Annotated in this window: 23 protein-coding genes; 11 read left to right on the forward strand and 12 right to left on the reverse strand. The window is 61.5% G+C overall.

Features of this window, described 5'->3' with window-relative positions; translation table 11 throughout:
• The first annotated feature begins 131 nt into the window (after positions 1 to 131).
• Complete coding sequence (gene rpsT, locus KI242_RS27095; RefSeq protein ID WP_007924739.1) at positions 132 to 410, forward strand: 30S ribosomal protein S20; 279 nt, start codon at positions 132 to 134, stop codon at positions 408 to 410.
• 116 nt (positions 411 to 526) lie between these two features.
• Here rpsT and KI242_RS27100 read toward each other — a convergent pair whose 3' ends face one another.
• The 5 genes from KI242_RS27100 to rplU form a co-directional block, all read right to left on the reverse strand.
• Positions 527 to 988, reverse strand: coding sequence for a CreA family protein (locus KI242_RS27100; RefSeq protein ID WP_011063552.1), 462 nt, complete (start codon positions 986 to 988; stop codon positions 527 to 529).
• Positions 989 to 1,007: 19 nt separating this feature from the next.
• Positions 1,008 to 2,126, reverse strand: coding sequence for a glutamate 5-kinase (gene proB / locus KI242_RS27105; RefSeq protein ID WP_011063553.1), 1,119 nt, complete (start codon positions 2,124 to 2,126; stop codon positions 1,008 to 1,010).
• Between the two features lie 186 nt (positions 2,127 to 2,312).
• Entirely contained in the window at positions 2,313 to 3,536 is a 1,224-nt protein-coding gene (gene cgtA, locus KI242_RS27110; RefSeq protein ID WP_212805702.1) for an Obg family GTPase CgtA, read from the reverse strand.
• Between the two features lie 195 nt (positions 3,537 to 3,731).
• The gene (gene rpmA, locus KI242_RS27115; protein ID WP_003228360.1) at positions 3,732 to 3,989 is read right to left on the reverse strand and encodes a 50S ribosomal protein L27; all 258 of its coding nucleotides are present in this window, start codon (positions 3,987 to 3,989) and stop codon (positions 3,732 to 3,734) included.
• Positions 3,990 to 4,024: 35 nt separating this feature from the next.
• Positions 4,025 to 4,336 carry a 50S ribosomal protein L21 gene (rplU, locus tag KI242_RS27120; RefSeq protein WP_003228361.1) on the reverse strand — a complete coding sequence of 104 codons (312 nt, stop codon included), beginning with the start codon at positions 4,334 to 4,336 and terminating at the stop codon, positions 4,025 to 4,027.
• A gap of 378 nt (positions 4,337 to 4,714) precedes the next feature.
• Here rplU and KI242_RS27125 point away from each other — a divergent pair, with 378 nt between their 5' ends.
• The 3 genes from KI242_RS27125 to KI242_RS27135 all read left to right on the forward strand — a co-directional run bounded on the left by KI242_RS27125 (position 4,715) and on the right by KI242_RS27135 (position 6,621).
• Complete coding sequence (locus tag KI242_RS27125) at positions 4,715 to 5,683, forward strand: polyprenyl synthetase family protein (protein ID WP_011063556.1); 969 nt, start codon at positions 4,715 to 4,717, stop codon at positions 5,681 to 5,683.
• A gap of 122 nt (positions 5,684 to 5,805) precedes the next feature.
• Positions 5,806 to 6,147: a zinc ribbon domain-containing protein YjdM gene (locus KI242_RS27130; RefSeq protein ID WP_011063557.1), complete on the forward strand. Its 342-nt coding sequence runs from the start codon at positions 5,806 to 5,808 to the stop codon at positions 6,145 to 6,147.
• 204 nt (positions 6,148 to 6,351) lie between these two features.
• Positions 6,352 to 6,621, forward strand: a complete 270-nt coding sequence (locus KI242_RS27135; RefSeq protein WP_011063558.1) for a hypothetical protein — start codon at positions 6,352 to 6,354, stop codon at positions 6,619 to 6,621.
• Positions 6,622 to 6,711: 90 nt separating this feature from the next.
• On the opposite strand, the gene KI242_RS27140 is transcribed toward KI242_RS27135, so the two are convergent.
• The 3 genes from KI242_RS27140 to KI242_RS27150 form a co-directional block, all read right to left on the reverse strand.
• Entirely contained in the window at positions 6,712 to 7,329 is a 618-nt protein-coding gene (locus tag KI242_RS27140) for an FKBP-type peptidyl-prolyl cis-trans isomerase (protein ID WP_007924751.1), read from the reverse strand.
• A 127-nt stretch (positions 7,330 to 7,456) separates the two neighbouring features.
• Positions 7,457 to 7,762, reverse strand: a complete 306-nt coding sequence (locus KI242_RS27145; RefSeq protein WP_011063559.1) for a DUF6482 family protein — start codon at positions 7,760 to 7,762, stop codon at positions 7,457 to 7,459.
• Positions 7,763 to 7,897: 135 nt separating this feature from the next.
• Positions 7,898 to 8,386 carry a TIGR00645 family protein gene (locus tag KI242_RS27150; protein WP_015637095.1) on the reverse strand — a complete coding sequence of 163 codons (489 nt, stop codon included), beginning with the start codon at positions 8,384 to 8,386 and terminating at the stop codon, positions 7,898 to 7,900.
• A gap of 162 nt (positions 8,387 to 8,548) precedes the next feature.
• On the opposite strand from KI242_RS27150, the gene KI242_RS27155 reads away from it, so the two are divergent.
• Positions 8,549 to 10,375, forward strand: coding sequence for a hypothetical protein (locus KI242_RS27155; RefSeq protein WP_212805703.1), 1,827 nt, complete (start codon positions 8,549 to 8,551; stop codon positions 10,373 to 10,375).
• Between the two features lie 3 nt (positions 10,376 to 10,378).
• Here KI242_RS27155 and KI242_RS27160 read toward each other — a convergent pair whose 3' ends face one another.
• Together KI242_RS27160 and KI242_RS27165 are read right to left on the reverse strand one after the other, a co-directional pair.
• Positions 10,379 to 10,720, reverse strand: coding sequence for a hypothetical protein (locus tag KI242_RS27160; RefSeq protein WP_015637097.1), 342 nt, complete (start codon positions 10,718 to 10,720; stop codon positions 10,379 to 10,381).
• 214 nt (positions 10,721 to 10,934) lie between these two features.
• A complete protein-coding gene (locus tag KI242_RS27165; protein WP_015637098.1) occupies positions 10,935 to 13,373 on the reverse strand; it encodes an AAA family ATPase in 2,439 nt (812 codons plus the stop codon).
• A gap of 276 nt (positions 13,374 to 13,649) precedes the next feature.
• On the opposite strand from KI242_RS27165, the gene KI242_RS27170 reads away from it, so the two are divergent.
• The 4 genes from KI242_RS27170 (at position 13,650) to KI242_RS27185 (ending at position 17,165) form a co-directional block, all read left to right on the forward strand.
• Entirely contained in the window at positions 13,650 to 14,138 is a 489-nt protein-coding gene (locus KI242_RS27170) for a DUF3015 domain-containing protein (RefSeq protein WP_011063564.1), read from the forward strand.
• 92 nt (positions 14,139 to 14,230) lie between these two features.
• The gene (locus KI242_RS27175) at positions 14,231 to 16,084 is read left to right on the forward strand and encodes a DUF4105 domain-containing protein (RefSeq protein WP_053160109.1); all 1,854 of its coding nucleotides are present in this window, start codon (positions 14,231 to 14,233) and stop codon (positions 16,082 to 16,084) included.
• A gap of 159 nt (positions 16,085 to 16,243) precedes the next feature.
• On the forward strand, positions 16,244 to 16,600 hold the full coding sequence (locus KI242_RS27180; protein WP_011063566.1) for a hypothetical protein: 357 nt from the start codon (positions 16,244 to 16,246) through the stop codon (positions 16,598 to 16,600).
• 73 nt (positions 16,601 to 16,673) lie between these two features.
• Positions 16,674 to 17,165, forward strand: a complete 492-nt coding sequence (locus KI242_RS27185) for a GreA/GreB family elongation factor (protein ID WP_011063567.1) — start codon at positions 16,674 to 16,676, stop codon at positions 17,163 to 17,165.
• Positions 17,166 to 17,171: 6 nt separating this feature from the next.
• Here KI242_RS27185 and gdhA read toward each other — a convergent pair whose 3' ends face one another.
• Both gdhA and ettA read right to left on the reverse strand, forming a co-directional pair.
• Positions 17,172 to 18,509 carry an NADP-specific glutamate dehydrogenase gene (gene gdhA, locus KI242_RS27190; protein ID WP_041119950.1) on the reverse strand — a complete coding sequence of 446 codons (1,338 nt, stop codon included), beginning with the start codon at positions 18,507 to 18,509 and terminating at the stop codon, positions 17,172 to 17,174.
• Positions 18,510 to 18,795: 286 nt separating this feature from the next.
• Positions 18,796 to 20,460 (reverse strand): energy-dependent translational throttle protein EttA, encoded by a 1,665-nt coding sequence (ettA, locus tag KI242_RS27195; RefSeq protein WP_011063569.1) that lies wholly within the window; start codon positions 20,458 to 20,460, stop codon positions 18,796 to 18,798.
• Positions 20,461 to 20,802: 342 nt separating this feature from the next.
• On the opposite strand from ettA, the gene KI242_RS27200 reads away from it, so the two are divergent.
• The gene (locus KI242_RS27200; protein WP_085983369.1) at positions 20,803 to 24,591 is read left to right on the forward strand and encodes a bifunctional diguanylate cyclase/phosphodiesterase; all 3,789 of its coding nucleotides are present in this window, start codon (positions 20,803 to 20,805) and stop codon (positions 24,589 to 24,591) included.
• Positions 24,592 to 24,787: 196 nt separating this feature from the next.
• Positions 24,788 to 26,041 (forward strand): serine hydroxymethyltransferase, encoded by a 1,254-nt coding sequence (glyA, locus tag KI242_RS27205; protein ID WP_011063571.1) that lies wholly within the window; start codon positions 24,788 to 24,790, stop codon positions 26,039 to 26,041.
• Positions 26,042 to 26,328: the final 287 nt, after the last annotated feature.

Consider the following 26,328-nt stretch of genomic DNA (forward strand, 5'->3'; position numbering starts at 1 on the left):
ATATCCCGCCTCTTCAGATCGACCACTCAGCGGAACGCATCACCCGCCCTTGACAAGACTTCAACTCATCGGCATGATTCGCGGCCTATTTTGTTTGCTATTTCCCAAAAAGTCTTTCGAGGAGCTCGACGGTGGCCAACTCACCTTCCGCCAAAAAACGTGCAAAACAGGCTGAGAAGCGTCGCAGCCACAACGCCAGCCTGCGTTCCATGGTTCGTACCTACATCAAGAATGTAGTTAAAGCCATCGACGCAAAAGACGCTGAAAAAGCGCAAGCTGCTTATGTTCTGGCTGTGCCAGTTATCGACCGCATGGCCGATAAAGGCATCATCCACAAGAACAAGGCTGCTCGCCATAAAGGTCGTCTGAATGGCCACATCAAGGCTCTGAACCTTGCTGCTGCAGCCTAAGCGACACGCTTGTTAAAAAACCGACCCAAGGGTCGGTTTTTTATTGCCCGCGATTTACCCACCCGGCAAACCAGCCCCGCCTTCAACAGAGGGCCAGCATGCCAGGAGAAACTCCGTTACGGGTGCGGCCAGGGCAGGATCGGGATAGCCGTCACCGCATTCTGCGGACTGCCCTCGATCAGGCGATCGCTGTAGACCAGGTACACCAGGGTATTGCGCTTCTTATCCAGGAAACGCACCACCTGCATGGTCTTGAATACCAGCGAGGTGCGCTCCTTGAATACCTCGTCGCCATCCTTGAGCTCACCCTTGAACGCAATAGGCCCCACCTGACGACAGGCAATGGAGGCCTCCGCACGATCTTCCGCCAGGCCCAGGCCACCCTTGAGCCCACCCGTCTTGGCTCGCGACAGATAGCACGTCACCCCATCGACCTTGGGATCATCGAACGCCTCGACCACGATCCGGTCATTCGGCCCGACAAACTTGAACACCGTGGACACCTGGCCAATCTCCTCGGCCGAAGCCATGAACGGCATCGCCAAGAGCAAGCCCAACAATCCTTTTGCTACGCGCATACGCTTTTCCTTACGCCACTTACACCAGAATCAGGTTATCGCGGTGTACCAGTTCAGGCTCCGCCATATACCCCAGGACACCGACAATAGCGTCGGACGGCTGACCAATGATCTTCTGCGCCTCAAGCGCACTGTAGTTGGCCAGGCCACGAGCAATCTCACGACCATCCGGCGCTACGCACACCACCATCTCACCACGCCGGAAACCACCCTGGACCTGCTTGACCCCCACCGGCAACAGACTCTTGTTACCCTGGGACAGAGCCGACACCGCCCCCTCATCCAGCACCAGGGTGCCGCGGGTCTGCAGATGCCCGGCCAGCCACTGCTTGCGCGCCGCCAGCATGCCGCGCTCCGGCGACAGCAAGGTGCCGATGCGCTCGCCAGCCTTGAGGCGGTCCAGCACGCGATCCAGACGCCCACCAACGATGATCGTATGCGCCCCGGAACGCGCAGCCAGCCGCGCCGCACGCAACTTGGTCTGCATGCCGCCACGCCCCAGCGCACCGCCCGTACCACCGGCCACCGCATCCAGCGCCGGGTCGTCGGCCCGCGCCTCATAGATCAGCTGGGCATCAGGATTGTTACGCGGGTCGGCATCGAACATGCCGTCACGGTCGGTAAGAATCACCAGCAGATCAGCCTCAACCAGGTTGGCCACCAGCGCCGCCAGAGTATCGTTGTCGCCAAAGCGGATCTCGTCGGTCACCACGGTGTCGTTCTCGTTGATCACCGGGATCACCTTGAGCTCCACCAGGGCACGCAAGGTACTGCGAGCATTGAGGTAGCGCTTGCGATCGGAGAGGTCGTCATGGGTCAGGAGAATCTGTGCAGTATGTCGGCCATGCTCGGCAAAGCTCGACTCCCAGGCCTGCACCAGCCCCATCTGGCCGATGGCCGCAGCGGCCTGCAACTCATGCATCGCACTCGGTCGTGCGGTCCAGCCCAGGCGGCTCATGCCGGCCGCTACAGCACCGGAGGAAACCAGTACCAGCTCGACGCCGGCCTCATGCAAGGCCACCATCTGCTCCACCCACACACCCATTGCCGTGCGATCCAGCCCCTTGCCGTCCGCCGTCAGCAGCGCACTGCCGATCTTAACGACCCAGCGCTGCGCACCTGTCACCTTGCTCCGCATCTTATTCAACCTTTGCCAGCGAGCGACGCGACCGAGCGCCACTCATGGGGTTATTCGTATTTGTATCCTGCAGACACCAAAACGCCGCTCAAATGAGCGGCGCCTTGGAAGCTGGCTTGGCTGCGATGATAACACCGCACCCTGCCAGATAAACCGTCTTCGCGGGGCAAGCCCGCTCCTGCCGAATCAGTCGCGGACGTAAATGATTTCCGGACCATCTTCATCGTCAACGTCTTCTTCGTCCCAGTCATCATCACCGATGTCATGGACACTCTTCACGCCACTGCGGCGCAGAGCACGCTGATCGTCGAGGGCTTGCAACTGGGCACGCGCCTCGTCTTCGATGCGCTGATCCAGCTCAGCCAACTCGTCGGCATAGGCAGGGTCGGCTGCCAGGCGATCGGCACGATCCTCCAGGTAACGCATGATGTCGCGGCTCAGGCGCTCGGTACCATCCCTGGAGATGGCCGAGATCACGTATACCGGCCCCGTCCACTCCAGGCGATCAACGATTTCCTTGACCCGCTCTTCACGCTCTTCCTCGAGGATCTGATCGGACTTGTTCAGCACCAGCCAGCGCTCGCGCTCGGCCAGGGACGGGCTGAACTTCATCAACTCATTGACAATCACCTCTGCCGCATCCGCCGGGCTGCTTTCATCCAGCGGCGCCATGTCCACCAGGTGCAGCAGGATGCGCGTACGCGCCAGGTGCTTGAGGAAGCGAATCCCCAGGCCGGCACCATCGGAAGCACCCTCGATCAGACCCGGAATATCGGCGATCACGAAGCTCTTCCAGCGATCGACGCTGACCACACCCAGGTTCGGCACCAGGGTGGTGAACGGGTAATCGGCCACCTTCGGCTTGGCCGCGGACACCGAGCGGATAAAGGTACTTTTACCCGCATTCGGCAAGCCCAGCAGACCCACGTCCGCCAACACCTTCAGCTCCAGCTTGAGATCACGCTGCTCACCCGGCTTGCCCGGAGTGGTCTGGCGCGGCGCACGGTTGGTACTGGACTTGAAACGGGTGTTGCCCAAACCGTGCCAGCCGCCCTGCACCACCATCAACCGCTGGCCAGCCTTGGTCAGGTCGCCAATGACTTCCTGGGTGCCGGCATCGATGATCGTGGTACCGACCGGAACCCGCAGCTCCAGATCCTCACCCTTCTTGCCAGTGCAGTCGGTGCTGCCACCATTGGAACCGCGCTCGGCATCGAAATGCCGGGTGTAGCGGTAGTCCACCAGGGTATTGAGGTTTTCGTCGGCGACCATGTAGATCGAGCCACCATCACCACCATCACCACCGTTGGGACCACCGTTTTCGATGAACTTTTCCCGACGGAAACTCATGCAACCATTGCCGCCGTCGCCAGCCTTTACTCGAATCGATACTTCATCAACAAACTTCATGTTCAAACGCCTCTCGCCACACGGGCGAGCTGAAAAGCACTAAGACATAAGACTCTTGCAAAAATGAGCGCAGCGACCTCAATCAACGACCGAAACATCCAACGCTGGCAGCTCGTACAAACAGTTTTGCAAGAGACTCATCCCACAAACGAAAAAGCCCCGTCGCGAGACAGGGCTTTTCCAGCGATCGCGCAATTAAGCTGCGACGACGCTCACGTAACGACGACCGAAGGCGCCTTTTACTTCAAACTTGATCACGCCTTCGATTTTCGCGAACAGGGTGTGATCTTTACCCATGCCAACGCCGTAGCCAGCGTGGAATTGGGTGCCGCGCTGACGCACGATGATGTTGCCGGCCTTGATGACCTGGCCGCCATACATCTTCACGCCAAGGCGTTTGGCTTCTGAGTCGCGACCGTTACGGGTACTACCACCAGCTTTTTTGTGTGCCATGAGTTCAATTCTCCTAGTGAGGAATTAGGCTGAAATTAAGCCTGAATACCGGTGATTTTGATCTCGGTGAACCACTGGCGGTGGCCCATACGCTTCATGTGGTGCTTACGGCGACGGAACTTGATGATGCGGACTTTATCGTGACGACCTTGGGAGATCACTTCAGCCTTGACGGTTGCGCCAGCAACAACAGGTGCGCCGATGTTCACGTCGTCGCCGTTGGCGACCAACAGAACGCGGTCAAAAGTCACGGATTCGCCAGTAGCGACTTCCAGTTTTTCGATCTTCAGGTATTCACCTTCAGCGACCTTGTATTGCTTACCGCCGGTAACGATTACTGCGTACATGGTATTTCTCCGATAATCCTGCTCACCCAGCTCTTTATAAGAAGAGGTATTGGCTGGCATGGCTGCATGGGGCTGGAACGGCCCAAGTGCAATTGCGTAAGGCAGGTGCTGCCCAGGAAGTTCAGGGTGCGCGATTGTACGCAAGGCTCCATGGCCTTGCAAGTGCCGTTCAGGCCACGTCGGACAACGCTGCCAGCCCTGGCGCCGGGGACCTAACCCCCTGAAACCAGGGTTTAATGGCAGCACGCGACTATACCCCAGTGTTTTACCCTGACAAATTACAGCCCGTCGGGGCTTTAGCCGTGCGGGACCGCGCCTTGACACCCGCGGACGTGGGTCCTAGCATGCCGCGCAACCCTTCTGGAGCACCTGTCGCTGATGCAACCCCAAGCTTTCTACCGCGCGGTGGCGGACGATTTTAGCGCCGTCGACGGCATCATCAAGAAACAGCTGACCTCCCGAGTTCCGCTGGTTTCCAAAATCGGCGATTACATCACCTCGGCCGGAGGCAAGCGCCTGCGTCCTTTATTGGTGCTGCTGTGCGGCAAGGCCCTGGGCCGCGAAGGCGACGACCTGCGCCTGCTGGCCGCCACCATCGAATTCCTGCACACCGCCACTCTGCTGCATGACGACGTGGTCGACATGTCCGGCATGCGCCGTGGCCGCTCAACCGCCAACGCCATGTGGGGCAACGCTCCCAGCGTACTGGTGGGCGACTTCCTGTACTCGCGCTCGTTCGAAATGATGGTCGAGCTCGGCTCGATGCCGGTCATGCGCATCCTGTCCCAGGCCACCCGGATCATCGCCGAAGGCGAAGTCCTGCAGCTCTCCAAGGTGCGTGACGCCAGCACCACCGAAGAAACCTACATGGAAGTCATCCGCGGCAAGACCGCGATGCTCTTCGAAGCCTCGACCCACAGCGCCGCCGCACTGGCCGGCGCCACCGAGGAACAGGCCGAGGCCCTGCGCACCTTTGGCGACCATCTGGGCGTGGCCTTCCAACTGGTGGACGACCTGCTGGACTACCGCGGCGATGCCGAGACCCTGGGCAAGAACGTCGGTGACGATCTGGCAGAAGGCAAGCCGACGCTGCCGCTGATCTACACCATGCGCGAAGGCACACCGGAACAGGCAGCCCTGGTTCGCCAGGCGATCCAGAAAGGCGGCATCGAAGATCTGGAAAGCATCCGTGCCGCCGTCGAGGCCTCGGGTTCCCTGGACTACACCGCACAACTGGCCCGCGATTACGTTGCGCGCGCCATCACTTGCCTGGAAGCCCTGCCACCGAGCGAGTACCGCGATGCCCTAGTGGAACTGAGCGAATTCGCCGTCGCCCGCACCCACTAAACAGCCCGGCTCCTGCTCATCACAGGAGCCGGCTCGTTGCCCTGCCCCCCCTTCATCCCCTCTCGCCCACAAAACCCTATACAATGTGCGCTTTTTAGCCATCCTGACTTTGAGGAGCTTAAGTGAGCACTTTGCCACCCTGCCCAAAATGCAATTCCGAATACACCTACGAGGACGGCACCCAGCTGATCTGCCCTGAGTGCGCCCACGAGTGGTCCGCCAGCGGTGAAGCCGAAGCCGTATCCGATGAAGCCGTGAAGAAAGATTCGGTGGGCAACGTGCTGCAAGACGGCGACACCATTACCGTGATCAAGGACCTCAAGGTCAAGGGCACCTCGCTGGTGGTCAAGGTCGGCACCAAGGTCAAGAACATCCGCCTGTGCGATGGCGACCACGACATCGACTGCAAGATCGACGGTATCGGCCCGATGAAACTCAAGTCCGAGTTCGTCCGCAAGGTCTGAGTCCCCCCCCTCTCGCGCCCGCCGCGAGAGGGTCCCCCCTACGCCCCTCCCCACTCGGTCATCCCGCAACCTTACTAGCAGAAAGCCAGTCGATTTGATCGAAAACAATTTCTGCACAGAAAAAAGCAGAAACCGCCAATAGGCACTTGCTATTCATTGAATAAGAATTATTCTCATTGAACCCCATTCAAGGAGATGACGACCATGACTTATTTGATTGATGCCTGGCTGGACCGCCCACACCCTTACCTGCGAATCCTGCATCGGGAAACCGGGGAAGTCTGTGCGGTACTGGAAGAGGAAGCCCTGAACGAGCTGCAGGACCAGGGAGATCTGGACCTGAACGGCCTGAGCTCCAGCGAACCGCTGGTACTCAAGGAATTGGTGCGCAACCTGTTTTTGTTCTGCTACGCCAGAGCCTTGCGGCCGACCGGTACCGATGGTCAAAGCCTGGGCGCAAAAATCCGTCTATGAAACCTAAGCCGATCAAGGGGCAAGCTTGCCGGCGATGAGCAGACCGCGAGTGCGCAGCCTTCATCGCCAGCAAGCTGGCTCCTACAGGGGTTACAGAACGTCCAGCAGCTCGACGTCGAACACCAGGACGCTGTGCGGCGGGATGCTGCCCACGCCTTGTGCGCCGTAAGCCAGTTCGCTCGGCACGTACAGACGCCATTTGCTACCGGCGTTCATCAGTTGCAGCGCTTCGGTCCAGCCAGCGATCACGCCGCCAACCGGGAATTCGGCAGGCTGGCCGCGCTCGTAGGAGCTGTCGAACACAGTGCCGTCGATCAGGGTGCCGTGGTAGTGAGTGCGAACGCTGTCTTCACGGGATGGCTTGGCGCCTTCGCCCTGGGTCAGCACTTCGAACTGCAGGCCGGAAGCCAGGGTGGTGATGCCTTCACGCTTGGCGTTTTCCGCCAGGAATGCCAGACCGGCACCGGCAGCCGCTTCGGCCTTGGCAGCGGCTTCAGCCTGCATGATTTCGCGGATGACCTTGAAGCTGGCAGACATTTCTTCCTGACCCACACGGCTTGGCTTACCGGCGAAAGCGTCGGTCAGGCCGGCCAGGATTGCATCCAGGCTCACGCCCGGTGGCGGGTTGTCACGCAGTTGGTCGCCCAGCTGACGGCCGATGCCGTAGCTGACGCGGGTTTCGTCGGTGGACAGATTTACTTCGGACATGACACTGCTCCGCTGTGCGGACGGCTCGGGAAAGGCCGTGGAAACACAGCACCTTCCGGAGCGCCCGGAACCAAAAGGGCGAGCAGACTAGCACAGAAGTCCGGCGACAATCAGCGCAACCCCGGCGCTACCAGCCGGAGTGCAGGGTGATCGGCACCTTGAGGCTTTCCTCGGCGCTGGCAGACAACCCGCACATCTCGTCATGTACCGAGGTGTGGATCAGGTTGAACGGCAGCTTGGGAAACGACTGCAGCACTTCACGGGCATGCTCCACCGAACGCAGATGAAACATCTGCCCATGGGCGTCGCTCAACGGGTATGCAGCCCCGTGCATGCGCGCCTCAAGCAGGTAGATTCCGCCTTCCAGCGAAATCAGGTTCAACTCATCGACTTTTCCGGCAATGGCGTAGGCATTCATTTCCTGCAGGTTCATGAGCGCACCTCGTGCAATTGAAAGCCATGACCCCTACAGGCATATGCCCCGCCCGGAAAAAGCACAAGCCACAAACAACGCCGCCCGTCCGTTTCGCAACGGCCGGGCGGCAGGTGTCCGGTGGGCAGGGGGCGGTCAGTGCTTGGTCAGCTTGTCCAGGTACCCCATGGCAAATGCCGAGATCACGAAGGTCATGTGGATCACCACGTACCACAGCAGGTACTCGGTGGGGGTGTTCTTGGCGTCCATGAACACCCGCAGCAGGTGGATCGAGGAGATCGCGACGATGGACGCCGCCACTTTCATCTTCAGCGACGAAGAATCCATCTTGCCCAGCCAGCTGAGCTTTTCCTTGTCCTCATCGATGTCCAGCTGCGACACGAAATTTTCGTAGCCGGAAATCATCACCATCACCAGCAGGCCACCCACCAGCGCCATGTCGATCAGCGACAGCAGCACCAGGATCAGGTCGGACTCGGCCATGGAGAACACATTGGGAATAACGTGGAAAACTTCCTGGAAAAACTTCAATGCCAGTGCCAGCAGGCCCAGGGACAATCCGAAGTAGATCGGCGCCAGCAGCCAGCGTGAGGCATACATTGCATTTTCGATAAAACGTTCCATTGAATCTCGTACCCGGTGTAAAAACGGCGGCGAGTATATCAGCGCGCCAAAAGCCCATAAACCACAGACAATCCCCTGACCCACGGGTTTTTCCGAACGTTTTTTCTGCTAGTGTCGAAGCCATTGCCACCGCCCACCGACACTGGACAGGAAGACTGGAAAATGGATTTGCGATTGCCTTTGGCCAGCTTCGGCCTTGGTCTGGCGCTGCTGATCAGCGGCGGCTGTTCACCCAGCGACGAAAAGAAGCAGGCCAGCCTCGAAGAGAGGACCGCACAGTTTGAAAAATCCCTGGACGCCATCCAGGACCCCAAGCTCAAGGACGCCATCGCCGACCTCGGCGGCTCACTGCTGCTGCTGGAGCGTGCGCAGATCAAGCTCGACAGCAAGCCGATCGAAACCGAATACGGTGACGACAGCCTGGCCCTGCTCAAGCACTACCCCACGGCCCAGGCGCTGGTGGACACCTACGTCAATGGCCTGTTCGTGCTGCGCAAGCCCTCCAGCTCGGACTACCTGACCGACCTGCAGCCGGTGTTCCCCTTCAGCTTCAACATGCCCGCGCAGTTCCCCTTTCCCCATGGCCTGGAGTGGCAGTCCGTCACCCTGAGCAACAAGAAGGTCATCCCCTTTCAGCCCGAATGGTCGGAAACCGACCCGGGGATTCAACTCAGCCCGTCCAGTTCCAACCTGACCAACCCGGATGACCTGACCGTGACCTATCCCTTCATCGAGGGCCTGGAAGTGGACAACAAGAACCAGCCGCAGCCGGTCTCGCTGCAGGGCAAGCTGGAAGTGATAGCTCCCGGCCGCACCCTGACCTTCGAACTGACCCGGGCCGACATCGGCAAGCCACGCCAGGACGGCAACATCAGCCTGACCTTGCTGGCGCTGGAAAAGAATGTCGCCGAGATCGAACTGAGCAATAACGCCGCCCTGCCTGAGGAAGCCGACGACGCCTCCCTCAACCCCTTGCTGGCGCAGGCTCGGGACAGCAGCGGGCAAATCCTCTCTCGGTCGGGCTCGATCAATGAGAGCGCCCAGCAGGTCGCCTTTTACCGCCAGCAACTGGCCGAGATGCAGAAGCAGAAGAGCTGGAGCGAGGCCTTCGAGAAGCAACTGGAGGATGAGCAGAAAGCCTTTGACCAACAGCACACCCAGCATTACGCCAAGGTGTATTTCAACGGCCAGATCGACAAGCTGGAGGTCGCCGTACTCGACTTCGCTCAGGCCAGCGTGACCCGCAAGAACCTCGACCTGCCGGTACACCGCTTCGATCGGCTCACCACCGACAAGAACATCCAGCCACTGCCGATGCCGGTGGTGGTCTATGACGATCAGGCCGCCAGCTACCTCAAGGGCGCGGAGCTTGATGAGGACTCATTGAAAAAGTCCGTGACCATCAGCCAATCGGTGGAAGATGCCAGTGCAGCACGCATTGAGTTCAGCCATCCGCGGACCTTCAACGACGAACTGCTGGGCTCGGAGTTCAATGCCGGCGACACCCCGCTGACCTTCTTCACTCAGGACGACAAGGGCCAGCGTGGCGAACCGATCGAACTGCCGGACGAGGCCTTTGAAATCGACCCCATGCGTGGCGTCATCACCTATGACCTGAACCTGTTCCCGGAAACCCCGGCCTATGCCGTCGGCTCTATCCCGCTGTTTCTCGCCAACATCGAGAAAAAGACCATCAGTGCCCAGCAACTGCCCAAGGGCCTGGAGCTCCAGGGCAATGCCCTGATAGTCGATCAGAAGCTCTTTCCCGCGGATGCCTGGCGCTTCTATGCCAAGGACGACAGTGGCCAGTACCTGAAGGAGATCCTTGCCGTCAGCCACGGAGCCTCGAACAACGGGCCCGCGCTGTTCGACGTGCATTACTTCTACGGCCAGCCCAGCCAACTGGAAAGCTACGAGCGCAGCGAACTCAATGCCGTCGAATACGGCTTCGAGGTCAAACTCGACAAAGCCGAGCCGACACCACCCTAGCCATCAATGTTCGGGATGGAACTGGAAATCCCCGGCGTGACGCCCCCGCTCACCGTTGATCTGCCGCAGTTGGGCCTGCAGATGCAGGCACCATATCTGCGGATCGTCGGCCAGTTGGTAACCGTGGGTGGTCAGGCTTTCAACGATCGAATCGAGGATCGATTCGGCCACAACAGGTCCGCAGAACGGCCCCTGGGACTTGATCGCCGAGGGTTGTTCACCGGCCATTCCGGCGGCGAAGAGAAGGGTCCACATACCGTTGTCCCCCGCCAAAGGGCGAACAATGCATTCGATACGGGTAACCAGGCCAAGGCATTGGCGAGTAAGGCAAAGGTTGCGCGACATGGCGGCGACCCTCGGTAGATCCACTATTCAGCCTTCAACGCAAGGCTGTTTCGATCCAGCGACGACTGTCGTTCTCCTTGCCCTGAGAATAGAAGAAAAGCCTGATAAACAAAGTTGACCGATCCAACAGGCGCCGAATGGTCTATTTTGAAAAATTGGCGTCAGCGGCCTGGCGCCGATGGCGAGGGAACACCCCCCTCGCCATCGAACAGCATCACGCCGGCTTGGTATCGGCCAACGCCTCCTGGGCCTGTTCCTTCTCGGCCTCCTTCAGGTCGTCTTCGCTGATCATCTCGGCAATCACCCGCAGCCGCTCCACCACACGCGCATTGACGCTGCCCTCGGGGAACTGCCCTTCGGCATCCGGCTCGCCAGCCGGCTCGCCCACCAGGAGGCTCAGGGCCTCATCGGCCTGGCGCACCGCATACACATGGAACTGCCCGGCTCGCACCGCCTGCAAGACCTTCTCGTCGAGCATCAGAGTGGCGACGTTGGCCTGGGGAATGATCGCCCCCTGCTCCCCGGTCAGGCCACGGGCCTCGCACAGACGGAAGAAGCCTTCGATCTTCTCGTTGACCCCGCCGACCGCCTGCACCTCACCAAACTGGTTGATCGAGCCGGTAATGGCGAAGCACTGCTTGAGCGGGGTTTTGGAGAGCGCCGAAATCAGCGTGCAGGCCTCGCCCAGCGAAGCACTGTCACCGTCCACATAGCCATAGGACTGCTCCAGGGCGATGCTCGCGGAAATCGCCAGGGGGAACTCCTGGGCGTAACGGCTGCCCAGGTAACCCGTGAGGATCATCACCCCCTTGGAGTGGATCGGCTGGCCGAGATTGACCTCGCGCTCGATGTCGACGATACCGCTGCCGCCGGGGTAGACCGTGGCCGAGATCCGCGCCGGCACGCCAAAGGCCGAGTCCCCGACCTCCAGCACCGTCAGGCCGTTGCACTTGCCTACCGCAGCACCATCGGTGTCGATGAGGATGATGCCCGCCAGCATGTCGTCGAGAATCCGCGCCGACACCCGCCCGGTACGCGTGGCCTTGGCCTTCAGCGCGCGCTCGATATGCCCGGCGTCGGTCATTTCATCCGAAGCCAGGTGCCGGATGAAATCGGCTTCGCTGACCAGTTGGAACAGATCACCGATACGCGCCGACAAGCGCCCCTGATGCTCCGCCAGGCGTGCACTGTAGGTGGCCAGCCGCGCCACGGCGTCGGCGGTCAGTGGCGCCATGCCCTCTTCCGAGGTGCGGGTTTTCAGCAACTGGGCGAACTGCTCCAGGCTTTCGTCCACCATCGGAATGTCTTCGTCGAAATCCACCAGTACCCGGAACATCTCCTGGAAGTCCGGATCCAGGTCCTGCAGCGTGTAATACAACTGGCGGGCGCCAATGATGATGACCTTGACCTGCAGCGGAATCACCTGCGGCGTCAGGGTCACAGTGGCCAGGCGGCCCATCTCGCCCAGTGGCGACTCCATCTTCAGCTTGCGCGATTGCAGGGCACGCTTGAGCGCGTCCCAGACAAAGGGTTCGCTGAGCATCTTCTCGGCTTCCAGAATCAGGAAACCGCCATTGGCCCGGTGCAAGGCGCCAGGGCGCAACTGCCGGTAGGTGGTGTAGAGCGCCCCCTGGTCGGTGCTGTACTCGATGCGCCCGAACAGGTTGTCGTAGGTCGGATGAGGCTCGAATACCACCGGGGCACCACCGCTGGCCGGGTGACCGACCACCAGGCTCGGGCAGTACTGTTCTTCCAGCAGCTTGCGCGCCACGGCGTCGGTCTTGCTGTCGTCCACCAGTTGTTCGACCACGGTCTTCAACAGATAGACCTGCATGGCCTGCAGGTAACCGCAGACCGCGGCGTTTTCCGCGTACTTCTCGGACAGCGGCGCGAGCAAGGGCTGCAGGGCCAGGGTGATGGTTTCTTCATTGAGCTGGCGCAACTGGTTGCTCGACTCGCGCTTCCATTGCGGCAGGCTCGCCAGTTCTTCGTTGAGGCGCTCCTCCAGGGCGGAAATGTCCTCGTGGAAGCGTTCTCGATCGGCCTCGGGCAACTGGGCAAACTCAGCCTCGTCCAGGGCCTTGCCTTCGAACATCGGGGTAAAGGCGATGTTGCTGCTGTCGCGGTACAGCGCCACGTCCTTTTCCAGGGCCAGGCGCTCGATCACATCCAGGGCGCGGTCATAGCGCTGGTTGAAGGCGCGATCGATGGCGCTCTTCTTCTGCTGGTACGAAGGGTGCTCGAAGACCGCCGGAAAGGTGGCCAGCAGGTTATCGATCAGGCCGTTGATGTCGCTGATGAAACTGCCCGCGGCCCCCGCTGGCAGCTCCAGTGCCCGGGGTTCCCGGGGCTCGTCGAAGTTGTTGACATAGACCCAGTCCGACGGGGTCTGCAGGCGCTTGCCTTCGGCCTTCAGATAGCGTTTGACGAAAGAGAAGCGGCCGGTGCCCGGCTCGCCCATGACAAAGACGTTGTAGCCGGGGCGCGGCATGGCCACGCCAAACTGCAAGGCTTCGACCGCACGTTCCTGGCCTAGCACACCGCGGAAGGGCTCCAGATCATTGGTGGTGGAGAAGCTGAACTGTTCAGCAGAGAAAGGACGGGTCAGCGCTTCAGGCGCAAGACGCAGGCTGGCAGCAACAGGATCAGGCATCGGGCTTCCTTACATCAGGCGGGGCAGATGGCGGCATTCTGGCGCCGGGTATGCCCGGCTGGCAAGGCGCGCCTCAGGGGAAAGCATAGACAAGCCGCAGGCCACGACCCGCACCAAGTAAAACCAGCTGTTTCAGGTATTGTTTTGTAAATAGTTACGGAACCTGAGGAACCTGCCTAAACTCCAAACTGCGCGGCTGGATAGATAACCGGCCCACTGGCGCCCACACGGGCCAGTCTCCCTGTCCATTGGTATGCACACAAAGAGAACAACGCTATGAAACGGATTCTTCTCGGTACTCTTTTCACCGCTGTATCCCTCAACGCCATGGCCCAGGCGCCAGGCGGCCCGGATTGCGGCTGGGGCAACATGCTGTTCGAAGGCCAGCGCGGCACTCCGGCGCACTTCCTCGCATCCACCACCAACGGCACCTCAGGCAACGCCACTTTCGGCATGACCTCCGGTACCAACGGCTGCTCGACCAATGCCTCGCTGACCTATGGCGGTAAGTCCTGGTTCGCCATGAACGGCATGATGAACGAGCTCTCCGAAGACATGGCCAAGGGTCAAGGCGAAGCCCTGACCACCTACGCCGTGGTACTCGGTGTAGCCCCTGAGGATCGCGCGCACTTTGCCGCGGTTACCCACGAGCACTTCCAACAGATCTTCAGCAAGGCTGACGTGACCGCGGAAGATGTGCACACCAATACCCTGGCCGTGTTGAAAAACGACGCGCGCCTGGCCAAGTACGCAACCCCAGCTTAAGCTCGCCCCACCCGCTCCTCGCGAGGAGCGGGTTTTATTTTCCGGACCTTGCCCACCTTGGGTCTTTGTATTTCCGACTTAAGTTGCCCAACATGCTCAAACGCCTTGCCTACCTGGCGCTCTGTGTCTGCGCCCCGCTGTATGCCGCGCCTCACATCGACCCTCAACGTTTGCAGCAACTGGCCAATGACCCCTTCTGGATATCCATAGGTCACTACGAAACTGCCAAGCTCGGCGGCTGGCGCAGTTATGTCAGCGACCCGAAATTCTTCCTCGCTGCCGACGGTGCCCATCATCCCGACGCTGAGCTGGCCGCGACCCTGAACGCCCTCTACGCCCCCGCCGATGCGGGTGACCAGCATGCCCAGTGCGTCTATCCGTCCCGCACCCGCTGGCTCAAGGCGCAACTGGGCCTGAATGACTTGCCTGCGGTGGAGTGCGCCGAGTTCAAGCAATGGTTCAAGGATGTCTCGCCCCACAGCACGGTGATGATCTTTCCCGCGGCCTACCTGAACAGCCCCTCGTCGATGTTCGGCCACACCCTGCTGCGCATCGATCAGGCGGACGTACAGAGCAACAACACCGCGCTGCTCAGCTACGCAATCAACTTCGGGGCCTATATCGAGGGCTCGGACAACAGCATTCTCTACGCCTGGAAAGGCCTGATGGGCGGCTATCCGGGGCTGTTCGCTCTGGTGCCCTACCAGGAGAAGCTCTCGGAATACCGCAGCCTGGAAAACCGCGACCTGTGGGAATACCGCCTGAACCTGACCCAGGCCGAAACCGAACGCATGGTGGAGCATGTCTGGGAACTCAAGCAGATCAAGTTCGACTACTTCTTCTTCGATGAAAACTGCTCCTACCGGCTGCTGGAACTGCTGCAAGTGGCGCGCCCCAGCCTGCGCCTGACCGAACAGTTCCCGCTGACGGCGATCCCTACCGATACGGTCAAGGCAGTCAAGGACGCCGGGCTGGTGGAACGCATCGACTATCGCCCTTCCCGGGAGCGGGAGCTGCTGAGCCGCGCCCAGCCCCTGGACCCGGAAGAACAGCAATGGGTGCTCAAGGTCAGCGCTGACCAGAAGCAATTGCAGGCCCCTGAGCTGAAGGCTCTGCCCCAGGATCGCCAGGCCTTGATCGTGGATGCCGCCTACCGTCTTGAACGCTACCGGGCCAACGGCCTGGAACGAGATGCGCAGCGCTCGCAACGCAGTTTCGAACTGCTGCGGGCAATCAACCAGAACCCGGCACCGGAGCTGCAGATCCAGCGCCCCGGCCTGCCGGAAGACGGCCACCAGTCGCGCACCTGGCAGCTGGGAGTCGGCACCCGGGACGACAAGGCCTTCGCCGAGTACGGCCTGCGCATGGCCTATCACGACCTCAACGACAACGCCGAAGGCTTCCCCCTGGGGGCGCAGATCGAGATCCTGCAGATGAAGCTGCGCCAGTACGAAGGCAACCACTGGCAGTTGCAACAGTTGGACCTGGCGACCATCCGTTCCCTGACCCCACGCAACGACCTGCTGCAACCCTGGTCCTGGCAGGTCACCGGCGGCCTGGAGCGAGTACCGGGCAAACACGACGACGAGACCCTGGTCAGCCACGTCAACGGCGGGGCCGGCGGCACCTGGCAGTTGGGCGAGGACACCCTGGGCTTTGTCCTAGGCACGGTGCGGGTCGAGCACAACGCCGACTTCGCCGGTTTCATCGCCCCGGCAGCAGGCTTCAACTCCGGGCTGCTGTGGAAAAACCCGCTGGGCAACTTCAGCCTTGAGGCCAAGGGCGACTACTTCACCAATGGCGAGGTACGCCGCAGCCTGAGCCTCAACCAGCAGTGGGAGCTGTCGCGCAACCTGGGCCTGCGCCTGAGCGCACAGCGGGAGTTCAGCCAACTGGCGACTCCGGTCAACGAGGTCATGCTCGAACTCAAGTGGTATCACTACTAAAGGCAGCCAGAGGCCGCTCTCAAGGGCCCTGGAAGGTGCTGCGAGCCTTGTCGCAGCCTGCACCAGCGGCCACGGATAAATGGGTTGATCACCCGGCTTTCACGGCTTGCTGACAAACGCCCTTCTAGACTTCACGCAGAGGAAGCCTGGGAGACGAAAATGTGGCGGTACGGGTGGGCAGCGCTGTTGCTGGCGCTAGTCGGTGGCTGTGAATCAACCCATGAGCATCTGCTGGCGCAGGGCTATCCGCCGGCCTTTGCCGATGGCTTCGATGCCGGCTGCGTCAGCGGCCGCCAGGCGGCAGGCTCCATGAGCGGAGAGTTTCGCAAGGACGTACCGCGCTACCTCAAGGACGCGCAATACGCCGAAGGCTGGAACGATGGTTTCCGCCAATGCCAGGCCATGCTGGAGAACCAGGACCGCAACGAGTATCGAGAGCGGCACTGGGACGAGCGCGAGCGAGCCTGGCAGCAGGAAAAGGACCGCGATGCGGCCCGAGCCTATCGTTCGCCGTAGGTCGCTTTCAGGTAACCGCCCAGGTGAAAAGCCTGCAACCATGGTCCACCCGCCTCCCTTCAAGGAGAAAACCGTGAGCCGCGCTTTCGTCAATGAAGATCAAGCCGCCCAGGCCGAGCAGCCGGTGGAGCGCCAGATCAGCGCCCAGCCCAATTACGTCACACCCCAGGGCCTTGCCGAATTGCAGGCCAGGGTTGCCCTGCTGCACAGCCAGCACAGCGAGCAAAACGACCTGGGAGATGACGCCGACAAGCAGCGAATGGCAGAGCTTGAGCGCGACCTGCGCTATTTCACCCAGCGCCTGCACAGCGCCCAAGTGGTGACGACGGCCAATTCAACCGACAAGGTGCAGATCGGCAGCCGGGTGACCTTCGCCGATGAACAGGATCGCCAGCAAAGCGTGCAATTGGTGGGGGAGGATCAAGCGGATGCGGCCAAGGGGCTGATCAACTGGGCCTCGCCCCTGGGTCGTGCCCTACTGGGAGCACAACCGGGGGACGAAGTCCTGTGGCAAAGGCCGGCGGGCAATCAGTTGATCGAGATCATCCGCATCGAACCGGCCTGAGACGGTTCAGACCACGCCCTGGGCCAGCATGGCATCGGCGACCTTGACGAAGCCGGCGATGTTCGCACCCTTCACGTAGTTGATCCGGCCATTCTCTTCGCCATAGTGCACGCAAGCGTGGTGGATCGACTGCATGATGTTGTGCAGCTTGCTGTCCACTTCACCGGCGGTCCACAGCAGGCGCATGGCGTTCTGCGACATTTCCAGGCCACTCACCGCCACGCCACCGGCGTTGGACGCCTTGCCCGGGGCGAAGAGAATGCCCGCGTCGATAAAGATATCCACAGCCTCCAGAGTGGTCGGCATGTTGGCACCTTCGGCGACACAGGTGCAGCCGTTGCGCAGCAGGGTACGGGCCGCCTCGGCGTCCAGTTCATTCTGCGTGGCACAGGGCAAGGCGATATCGCACGGCAGGTCCCACGGAGTCTTGCCGGCACGGAACTCCAGGCCGAACTGGCTCGCCAGCTCGCTGATACGCCCACGCTGCACGTTCTTGAGTTCCAGTACCGCCAGCCACTGCTCTTCGCTCAGGCCCGACTCGCAATACAGGGTGCCTTCGGAATCGGACAGGGAGATCACCTTGCCACCCAGGTCCATGACCTTGCGCGCCGCATACTGGGCCACGTTGCCGGAGCCGGAGATCGCCACGCGCTTGCCTTCGACCCGATCACCGCGGCGCTTGAGCATTTCCTCGGCGAAGTACACGCAGCCAAAGCCCGTGGCCTCGGGGCGGATCAGGCTGCCGCCGTAGCTGATGCCCTTGCCGGTCAGCACCGACGTGAACTGGTTGCTCAGGCGCTTGTACTGGCCAAAGAGGAAACCGATTTCCCGGGCACCCACGCCGATGTCACCGGCCGGGACGTCAACGTCGGCACCGATATGCCGGTACAACTCGCTCATGAAGGCCTGGCAGAAGCGCATCACCTCGGCGTCGCTCTTGCCCTTGGGGTTGAAGTCCGAACCGCCCTTGCCGCCGCCCATGGGCAGGGAGGTCAGGGAGTTCTTGAAGGTCTGCTCGAAGGCGAGGAATTTCAGCACGCCCATGTTGACCGAGGGATGGAAGCGCAGGCCGCCCTTGTACGGGCCGATGGCGCTGTTCATCTGGATGCGGAAGCCGCGGTTGACCCGGACCTTGCCCTGATCGTCGACCCACGACACGCGAAACACCACCGCGCGTTCCGGCTCGCAGATCCGCTCGAGAATACCGGAGCTCAAGTAGTGCGGATTGGCTTCGAGAAACGGCCAGAGGCTGCGCAGGACCTCTTCCACCGCCTGATGGAATTCAGGCTGGTCCGGATCGCGTTTTTTCAGGCGGGCGAGGAAGTCTTCGACGGATTCGATCATGGGAAGTCTCGGCAAATTTATTGTCGTTAAGAAGAGATTTGCCCGGGACTTTATCAATTCAATCCGCACCGCGACAGCGCAAAATGTCGCAGATATGAATTTAAATGGTGCAATAAATATAAATAGCCCGGTTCTACAGGTGTTTTACGCACCGAATTGGTGACAAAAACTGACTGCTTTGCACTCACTTTGAACGTTGAGCCACGCCCCCGAATTAACCGCCCAGGTTTCTGCCAGGCATAAAAACGGAGCCCGAAGGCCCCGTTTTTTTCAAGCAGCTAACCGATCAGGCCAGCTTCTTGTGCCGTACCCGGTGCGGTTGCGCTGCGGCTTCGCCCAGGCGTTTCTTGCGATCGGCTTCGTACTCGGTGTAGTTGCCTTCGAAGAACACCGCTTGGGAGTCGTCTTCGTACGCCAGGATGTGAGTGGCCACCCGGTCCAGGAACCACCGATCGTGGGAAATCACAATGGCGGCGCCCGGGAAGTCCAGCAGGGCTTCTTCCAGGGAACGCAGGGTTTCAACGTCGAGGTCGTTGGAAGGTTCGTCGAGCAGCAGGACGTTGCCACCCTCCTTCAGGGTCAGGGCCAGGTGCAGGCGGCCGCGCTCACCACCGGACAGGTCCTTGACGAACTTCTGCTGGTCGCCGCCCTTGAAGTTGAAACGGCCGACGTAGGTACGCGACGGGATCTCGTAGTTGCCGATGCGGATCTGGTCGGAGCCGTCGGAGATCTGCTGGAACACGGTCTTGCTGCCGTCCAGGTCCTCACGGCTCTGGTCCACGCAGGCAAGCTGCACGGTTTCACCGATCTCGATGCTGCCCGAATCCGGGGTTTCCTTGCCCATGAGCATGCGGAACAGGGTCGATTTACCGGCACCGTTACCGCCGATCACGCCGACAATGGCGCCCTTGGGCATGGAGAACGACAGGTTGTCGATCAGCACGCGATCGCCGTAGCCCTTGGTGACGTTCTTGAATTCGATGACCTTGTCACCCAGGCGCGGGCCGGCCGGGATGTAGATCTCGTTGGTTTCGCTGCGCTTCTGGAATTCCTGGGACTGCATTTCCTCGAAGCGTTGCAGACGAGCCTTGGATTTCGACTGGCGGGCCTTGGCGCCTTTGCGCACCCACTCCAGCTCTTCCTTCATGGCCTTTTCATGGGCCGACTGCTGCTTGGATTCCTGGGCCAGACGGTCGGACTTGGCTTCCAGCCAACCGGAGTAGTTGCCCTCGTAAGGAATGCCGGCGCCGCGGTCGAGTTCCAGAATCCAGCCGGCAACGTTGTCCAGGAAGTAACGGTCGTGCGTGATCGCAACCACGGTGCCCGGGAAGTCGTGGAGGAAGTGCTCCAGCCAGGCGACGGAGTCGGCGTCCAGGTGGTTGGTGGGTTCGTCGAGCAGCAGCATGTCCGGAGCGGACAGCAGCAGGCGGCACAGGGCCACACGACGCTTCTCGCCACCGGACAGGTGCTCGACCTTGGCGTCCCAGGCCGGCAGGCGCAGGGCGTCGGCGGCCACTTCCAGCTGGCGCTCCAGGTTGTGGCCGTCGCTGGCCTGCAGGATGGCTTCCAGCTTGGCCTGCTCGGCGGCCAGCTTGTCGAAGTCGGCATCCGGCTCGGCATAGGCGGCGTAGACCTCGTCCAGGCGCGCCTGGGCGTCCTTGATCACGCTGACCGCTTCCTCGACCACTTCACGCACGGTCTTGGCCGGGTCCAGCTGGGGTTCCTGGGGCAGGTAACCGATGTTCAGGTCCGGCATCGGGCGGGCTTCGCCCTCGAACTCGGTGTCGACGCCGGCCATGATCTTCAGCAGCGTGGACTTGCCCGAACCGTTGAGGCCCAGCACGCCGATCTTGGCGCCAGGGAAAAAGGACAGGGAGATGTTTTTCAGGATTTCCCGCTTCGGCGGAACAACCTTGCCCAGCCGATGCATGGTGAAGACGTATTGAGCCATGGTGAACCTAGCGTCAGTGACAGATGAATAGAACGGGCCGGGCCCGGGCCAGGCCATGCGCTGCGCCGGCATTGACCATGATCAATACCGACGGGCGGAAAAAGCCTGATTGTCTGGAGCTGGAACGCTCCCGCGTAACCGGCAAAACTACCTCAATGCACGATCCAGGTCCAGCCAGGCGGGACTGGCACTTTGCCACAACTCAAGGCATGCTAGCCGCCCTTCGGGCGTCCGGCTTATAGTGCACGTCGCGCCAGCCCAGCCAAACCGCAGGATCACAGCTTGTTCAACGTCACTTCGCCAAAGCCCGCGCGCGCCGCTGCCCCCGGGCCGGCCTATCCTATGCGTGGCACACTCAAAGGCGCACTGGCGACGCTGGTGCTGTTGCTGCTGGCCCTGTTGTTCTGGCAGTTGCTCGATCAACTGCAACAGACCCGCCAGGACCAGCGTCAGCATGCCATCGACTACAGCGCCGACCTGGCCGACCACCTGAGCCTGAACCTGGCGCTCAACGCCCAGATCGCCCTCAATCTGCTGCCCATCATCGAAGCACCGCAAGACAGCCAGCAGCAACAGCAACTGCTTCAGAAACTCCAGCGCTCGCTGCCGGACGTACGCAGCTTTGCCCTGCTGGACAGCAAGGGGCAAATCCTCAGCGACAGCGCCACCGATAGCCAGGACGCCCTGTGGCTCGCCGAGCTGGTCCAGCGCAGCCGTGCCCAACGCTACTACTACAGCAACCCCGCCGATGGCTCGGTGGTGCATGTCCTGCTGCACCAGTCCAGCGGCGGGAGCCGCGGCTACTGGGTCCTGCGCCTGGCTCCAAGCTTTCTGCAGACCCTGGTGCGGCAAAGCGAAGAGGGCTTCAAGCCCACCTGGGTGATCGAGAACCGCCTCAGCCACCAGGTGATCAAGCGCGATGAGCGCAGCACTTCGACCCCAGGCATGCTGGATCCCGACGAAATGGCCAGCAGCGTACTGCTGGTGCCCCTGAGCAACAGCGACTGGCAACTGCGCGGCCTGTTCGACCAGCGGGCCGTGCTCGAGGCGCTGCTGCCGGCCTTCATTGGCAAGTGCCTGCTGGGCCTGGCCTTCTCCCTGCTGCCGGTGATCGCCCTGCTGAACATGCGCCGGCGCCAGCGCCAACTGCACGAAGGCCGGCGGCGCTATCAGGACATTTTCGAAGGCACCGGCGTGGCCTTGTGCGTCATGGATATCTCCGGGCTTCCAGGGTTGCTCGACAAGCACAACCTGCACAACAGCGACCAACTCAAGCGCTGGCAGGCCAGCGATCCTGGCCACCGCCTGCAACTGCTCAGTGAATTGCGCATCACCGAGGTCAACCAGGTTGCCCTGCGCCTGCTCAACGTCGAATCCAGCGAGCAGGCCTGGCAACTGCTGATCGAAGGCAGCCCGAAGAACGGCAACGCCATCGGCAGCCAGTTGCTCGAAGCCGTGATCAACCAGCAGAAACAGCTGGAACTGGAGATCAAGCTCAGCGACGCCCAGGGCAACGACCAGCATCTGTGGCTGGTCCTGCGCCTGCCCGAGGCCATCGCGGACTACAGCGCGGTGATCCTCAGCATCAGCGACATCACCAGCCGCAAGCTGATCGAACTTTCACTGCTGGAGCGCGAAGGTTTCTGGTCGGACGTGGTGCGCACCGTGCCCGATCACCTGTACGTACAGGATGTGATCAGCCAGCGGATGATCTTCAGCAACCACCATCTGGGCCAGACCCTGGGCTACAACAAGACCGAGCTGCACCAGATGGGCGAGTACTTCTGGGAAATCCTCCTGCATCCGGAAGACGCCGACCTGTACCACCGCCTGCGCCAGGAACAGCGGCATTCGGCCTACGCCCAATTGCTGCAATGCCAGTTGCGCTTCCGCCACCGCAGCGGCCAGTGGCGGCGCTTCGAGATCCGCGAGCAGGCCCTGGCCCGGGACCGCTACGACCAGGTGACGCGGATCATCGGCGTGGCCAAGGACATCACCGACCAGATCGAGGCCAGCGAGTCCCTGCGTGACAGCGAGCAGCGCTACCGCATGCTCGCCGAAAGCATCAGCGATGTGATCTTCTCCACCGACAGCAAGCTTTCGCTGAACTACGTCAGCCCTTCGGTGCACGCGGTGCTCGGCTACGACGTGGAGTGGATCTTCCAGAACGGCTGGCAGTCGACCATCGCCAACCCGCAGCAGCTGAGCGGCATCTACACCCTCATGGACCGGGTCAGCAAGGCCCTGGACAAACCCGAGCAACTGGCGCAATTGCGCAGCCAGGTGCAGACCCAGCTGTTCCTGTTCGACTGCCTGCGGGCCGATGGCCGCAAGATCCCCATCGAGCTGCGCCTGGTACTGGTGTGGGACGAGCATGGCGCCTTCGAGGGCGTGCTCGGGGTCGGCCGCGACATCAGCCAGCAGCGCCGAGCGGAAAAGGACCTGCGCATGGCGGCCACGGTATTCGAGCACTCGACCTCGGCGATCCTGATCACCGACCCCGCCGGCTATATCGTCCAGGCCAACGAGGCGTTCAGCCGGGTCAGCGGCTACGCGGTGTCCCAGGTGCTCGACCAGTTGCCGAACATGCTCACCGTGGACGACCAGCAGGAAGCCCACCTGCGCTATGTACTCAAGCAGCTGAACCAGCACAGCACCTGGGAAGGCGAAGTCTGGCTCAAGCGCCGCAATGGCGAGCACTACCCGGCGTGGGTCGGGATCACCGCAGTGCTCGACGATGAAGGCGACCTGGCCAGCTACGTGTGCTTCTTCAGCGACATCAGCGAACGCAAGGCCAGTGAACAGCGCATCCACCGCCTGGCCTACTACGACGCCCTGACCCACCTGCCCAACCGCACTCTGTTCCAGGACCGCCTGCACACCGCCCTGCAATCGGCAGAACGACAGAAGTCCTGGGTGGTGCTGATGTTCCTCGACCTGGACCGCTTCAAGCCGATCAACGACTCCCTGGGCCATGCCGCCGGCGATCGCATGCTCAAGGAAATGGCCACGCGCCTACTGGGCTGCGTCGATGACGACGACACCGTGGCACGCATGGGCGGCGACGAATTCACCCTGCTCCTGCAGCCGCGCTCCAGCCGCGAGATGGCCCTGAACCGGGCGATCCATGTGGCCGAGCAGATTCTCGCCAGCCTGGTCAAACCCTTCGTCCTCGAAGGCCGCGAGTTCTTTGTTACCGCCAGTATCGGCATCGCCCTGAGCCCCCAGGACGGCAACGAGCTGAGCCAGCTGATGAAGAACGCCGACACCGCGATGTACCACGCCAAGGAACGCGGCAAGAACAACTTCCAGTTCTACCAGGCGGACATGAACGCCAGCGCCCTGGAGCGCCTGGAACTGGAAAGCGACCTGCGCCACGCCCTGGAGCAGGAAGAATTCGTGCTTTATTACCAACCGCAGTTCAGCGGTGACGGCAAGCGCCTGACCGGCGCCGAGGCGCTGCTGCGCTGGCGTCACCCGCGTCGCGGCCTGGTACCGCCGGGTGACTTCATTCCGGTGCTCGAAGAACTGGGGCTGGTGGTGGATGTGGGCGACTGGGTGATCAGTGAAGCCTGCCGCCAGCTCAAGTCCTGGCACCAGGCCAAGGTGCGGGTGCCGAAGGTTTCGGTGAACATCTCCGCCCGGCAGTTCTCCGACGGCCAGCTGGGCATGCGCATCGCCACCATCCTCAAGGACACCGGCCTGCCACCGGCGTGCCTGGAGCTGGAACTGACCGAAAGTATCCTGATGCGCGAAGTCAGCGAGGCGATGCAGATTCTCGATGGCTTGAAGAACCTCGGCCTGAGCATCGCGGTGGACGACTTCGGCACCGGCTACTCATCGCTGAACTACCTCAAGCAGTTCCCCATCGACGTGCTGAAGATCGACCGCACCTTCGTCGACGGCCTGCCGTCCGGCGAGCAGGATGCGCAGATCGCCCGCGCCATCATCGCCATGGCCCACAGCCTGAACCTGGCGGTGATCGCCGAAGGCGTGGAAACCCACGAACAGCTGGAGTTCCTGCGCGAACATGGCTGCGACGAGGTCCAGGGCTACCTGTTCGGCCGGCCGATGCCGGCCAACCGCTTCGAGGCGCAGTTCAGCAACGACGCCCTGTTCATGTTCGACTAACATCCCCTGCTTGCGTAATTGCCGGCCTGCCGGCGAAGGCGGTCTCAGGGGCCTCTTCGCTGGCAAGCCAGCTCCTATACAAGCCCGTACCCAAGTGAAGGCCACTTGTCTGCGACATGATGTCCTTTCATATGCCATCTAAAACCCATTGGGTTAGAATGCCTCCCTTTTCTGCCCCCGATCCTTGAGGACCGCCATGTTCAGCCGTGATTTGACTATTGCCAAGTACGACGCCGATCTCTTTGCCGCCATGGAGCAAGAAGCTCAGCGCCAGGAAGAGCACATTGAGCTGATCGCTTCGGAAAACTACACCAGCCCAGCGGTGATGGAAGCTCAAGGCTCGGTACTGACCAACAAGTACGCCGAAGGTTACCCGGGCAAGCGTTACTACGGCGGCTGCGAATACGTCGACGTGGTTGAACAGCTGGCCATCGACCGCGCCAAGGAGCTGTTCGGCGCCGACTACGCCAACGTCCAGCCACACGCCGGCTCCCAGGCCAACGCCGCGGTCTACCTGGCCCTGCTGCAAGGTGGCGACACCATCCTGGGCATGAGCCTGGCCCACGGCGGTCACCTGACCCACGGCGCCGCGGTGTCCTCCTCCGGCAAGCTGTACAACGCTATCCAGTACGGCATCGACGCCAACGGTCTGATCGACTACGACGAAGTCGAGCGCCTGGCCGTCGAGCACAAGCCGAAAATGATCGTGGCCGGTTTCTCCGCCTACTCGCAGATCCTCGACTTCCCGCGTTTCCGCGAAATCGCTGACAAAGTGGGCGCCTACCTGTTCGTCGACATGGCCCACGTGGCCGGTCTGGTCGCCGCTGGCGTCTACCCGAACCCAGTACCATTCGCCGACGTGGTCACCACCACCACCCACAAGACCCTGCGCGGTCCACGTGGCGGCCTGATCCTGGCTCGCGCCAACGCCGACATCGAGAAGAAGCTCAACTCCGCCGTATTCCCGGGCGCCCAGGGTGGCCCGCTGGAGCACGTGATCGCCGCTAAAGCGATCTGCTTCAAGGAAGCGCTGCAGCCTGAGTTCAAGGCCTACCAGGAACAAGTGGTGAAGAACGCCCAGGCCATGGCCGAAGTGTTCATCGCCCGCGGTTTCGATGTGGTTTCCGGTGGTACCAAGAACCACCTGTTCCTGCTGTCGCTGATCAAGCAGGACATCTCCGGTAAAGACGCCGACGCCGCTCTGGGCAAAGCCTTCATCACCGTGAACAAGAACTCCGTGCCAAACGATCCACGCTCCCCGTTCGTCACCTCCGGCCTGCGCTTCGGTACTCCGGCCGTGACCACTCGTGGCTTCAAGGAAGCCGAGTGCAAGGAACTGGCCGGCTGGATCTGCGACATCCTGGCGGACCTGAACAACGAAGCGGTGATCGACGCTGTGCGTGAGAAGGTCAAGGCCATCTGCAAGAAGCTGCCGGTATACGGCGCTTAATCAGCCCGCAGACTGCAGCAGAAAAAGCCCGGCCCAGTGCCGGGCTTTTTTGTGCCCGCAGGGCCGCGGCGACAGGCGGTGAAAGGAGCCTGCGAGGTCTTGCGAACGCAAGATGCCCGGGCGGCTGGTCCGGCCGATCGCAGCCTGCGACACCGGCTACAGTGGCCAGGGGAGGAAAAACCACTGGTCAGACCGGTAAAGCCAATCTGCACCCTCCCCCTTGTAAACCCATAAAACCCGAGCGTAGACTGCGCCTGCACTGGACATACCGGTAAGACCACAATAAT

This window comes from Pseudomonas sp. Eqa60, assembly GCF_018326405.1.
Taxonomy (GTDB): domain Bacteria; phylum Pseudomonadota; class Gammaproteobacteria; order Pseudomonadales; family Pseudomonadaceae; genus Aquipseudomonas; species Aquipseudomonas protegens.

What these genes read in the sequence shown, in the direction of transcription:
- KI242_RS27100 (WP_011063552.1), bottom strand. Translation starts at nt 988, where the DNA reads ATGCGCGTAGCAAAAGGATTGTTGGGCTTGCTCTTGGCGATGCCGTTC.
- proB (WP_011063553.1), bottom strand. Translation starts at nt 2,126, where the DNA reads ATGCGGAGCAAGGTGACAGGTGCGCAGCGCTGGGTCGTTAAGATCGGC.
- cgtA (WP_212805702.1), bottom strand. Translation starts at nt 3,536, where the DNA reads ATGAAGTTTGTTGATGAAGTATCGATTCGAGTAAAGGCTGGCGACGGC.
- rpmA (WP_003228360.1), bottom strand. Translation starts at nt 3,989, where the DNA reads ATGGCACACAAAAAAGCTGGTGGTAGTACCCGTAACGGTCGCGACTCA.
- rplU (WP_003228361.1), bottom strand. Translation starts at nt 4,336, where the DNA reads ATGTACGCAGTAATCGTTACCGGCGGTAAGCAATACAAGGTCGCTGAA.
- KI242_RS27125 (WP_011063556.1), top strand. Translation starts at nt 4,715, where the DNA reads ATGCAACCCCAAGCTTTCTACCGCGCGGTGGCGGACGATTTTAGCGCC.
- KI242_RS27135 (WP_011063558.1), top strand. Translation starts at nt 6,352, where the DNA reads ATGACTTATTTGATTGATGCCTGGCTGGACCGCCCACACCCTTACCTG.
- KI242_RS27140 (WP_007924751.1), bottom strand. Translation starts at nt 7,329, where the DNA reads ATGTCCGAAGTAAATCTGTCCACCGACGAAACCCGCGTCAGCTACGGC.
- KI242_RS27145 (WP_011063559.1), bottom strand. Translation starts at nt 7,762, where the DNA reads ATGAACCTGCAGGAAATGAATGCCTACGCCATTGCCGGAAAAGTCGAT.
- KI242_RS27150 (WP_015637095.1), bottom strand. Translation starts at nt 8,386, where the DNA reads ATGGAACGTTTTATCGAAAATGCAATGTATGCCTCACGCTGGCTGCTG.
- KI242_RS27155 (WP_212805703.1), top strand. Translation starts at nt 8,549, where the DNA reads ATGGATTTGCGATTGCCTTTGGCCAGCTTCGGCCTTGGTCTGGCGCTG.
- KI242_RS27160 (WP_015637097.1), bottom strand. Translation starts at nt 10,720, where the DNA reads ATGTCGCGCAACCTTTGCCTTACTCGCCAATGCCTTGGCCTGGTTACC.
- KI242_RS27165 (WP_015637098.1), bottom strand. Translation starts at nt 13,373, where the DNA reads ATGCCTGATCCTGTTGCTGCCAGCCTGCGTCTTGCGCCTGAAGCGCTG.
- KI242_RS27170 (WP_011063564.1), top strand. Translation starts at nt 13,650, where the DNA reads ATGAAACGGATTCTTCTCGGTACTCTTTTCACCGCTGTATCCCTCAAC.
- KI242_RS27175 (WP_053160109.1), top strand. Translation starts at nt 14,231, where the DNA reads ATGCTCAAACGCCTTGCCTACCTGGCGCTCTGTGTCTGCGCCCCGCTG.
- KI242_RS27180 (WP_011063566.1), top strand. Translation starts at nt 16,244, where the DNA reads ATGTGGCGGTACGGGTGGGCAGCGCTGTTGCTGGCGCTAGTCGGTGGC.
- gdhA (WP_041119950.1), bottom strand. Translation starts at nt 18,509, where the DNA reads ATGATCGAATCCGTCGAAGACTTCCTCGCCCGCCTGAAAAAACGCGAT.
- ettA (WP_011063569.1), bottom strand. Translation starts at nt 20,460, where the DNA reads ATGGCTCAATACGTCTTCACCATGCATCGGCTGGGCAAGGTTGTTCCG.
- KI242_RS27200 (WP_085983369.1), top strand. Translation starts at nt 20,803, where the DNA reads ATGCGTGGCACACTCAAAGGCGCACTGGCGACGCTGGTGCTGTTGCTG.
- glyA (WP_011063571.1), top strand. Translation starts at nt 24,788, where the DNA reads ATGTTCAGCCGTGATTTGACTATTGCCAAGTACGACGCCGATCTCTTT.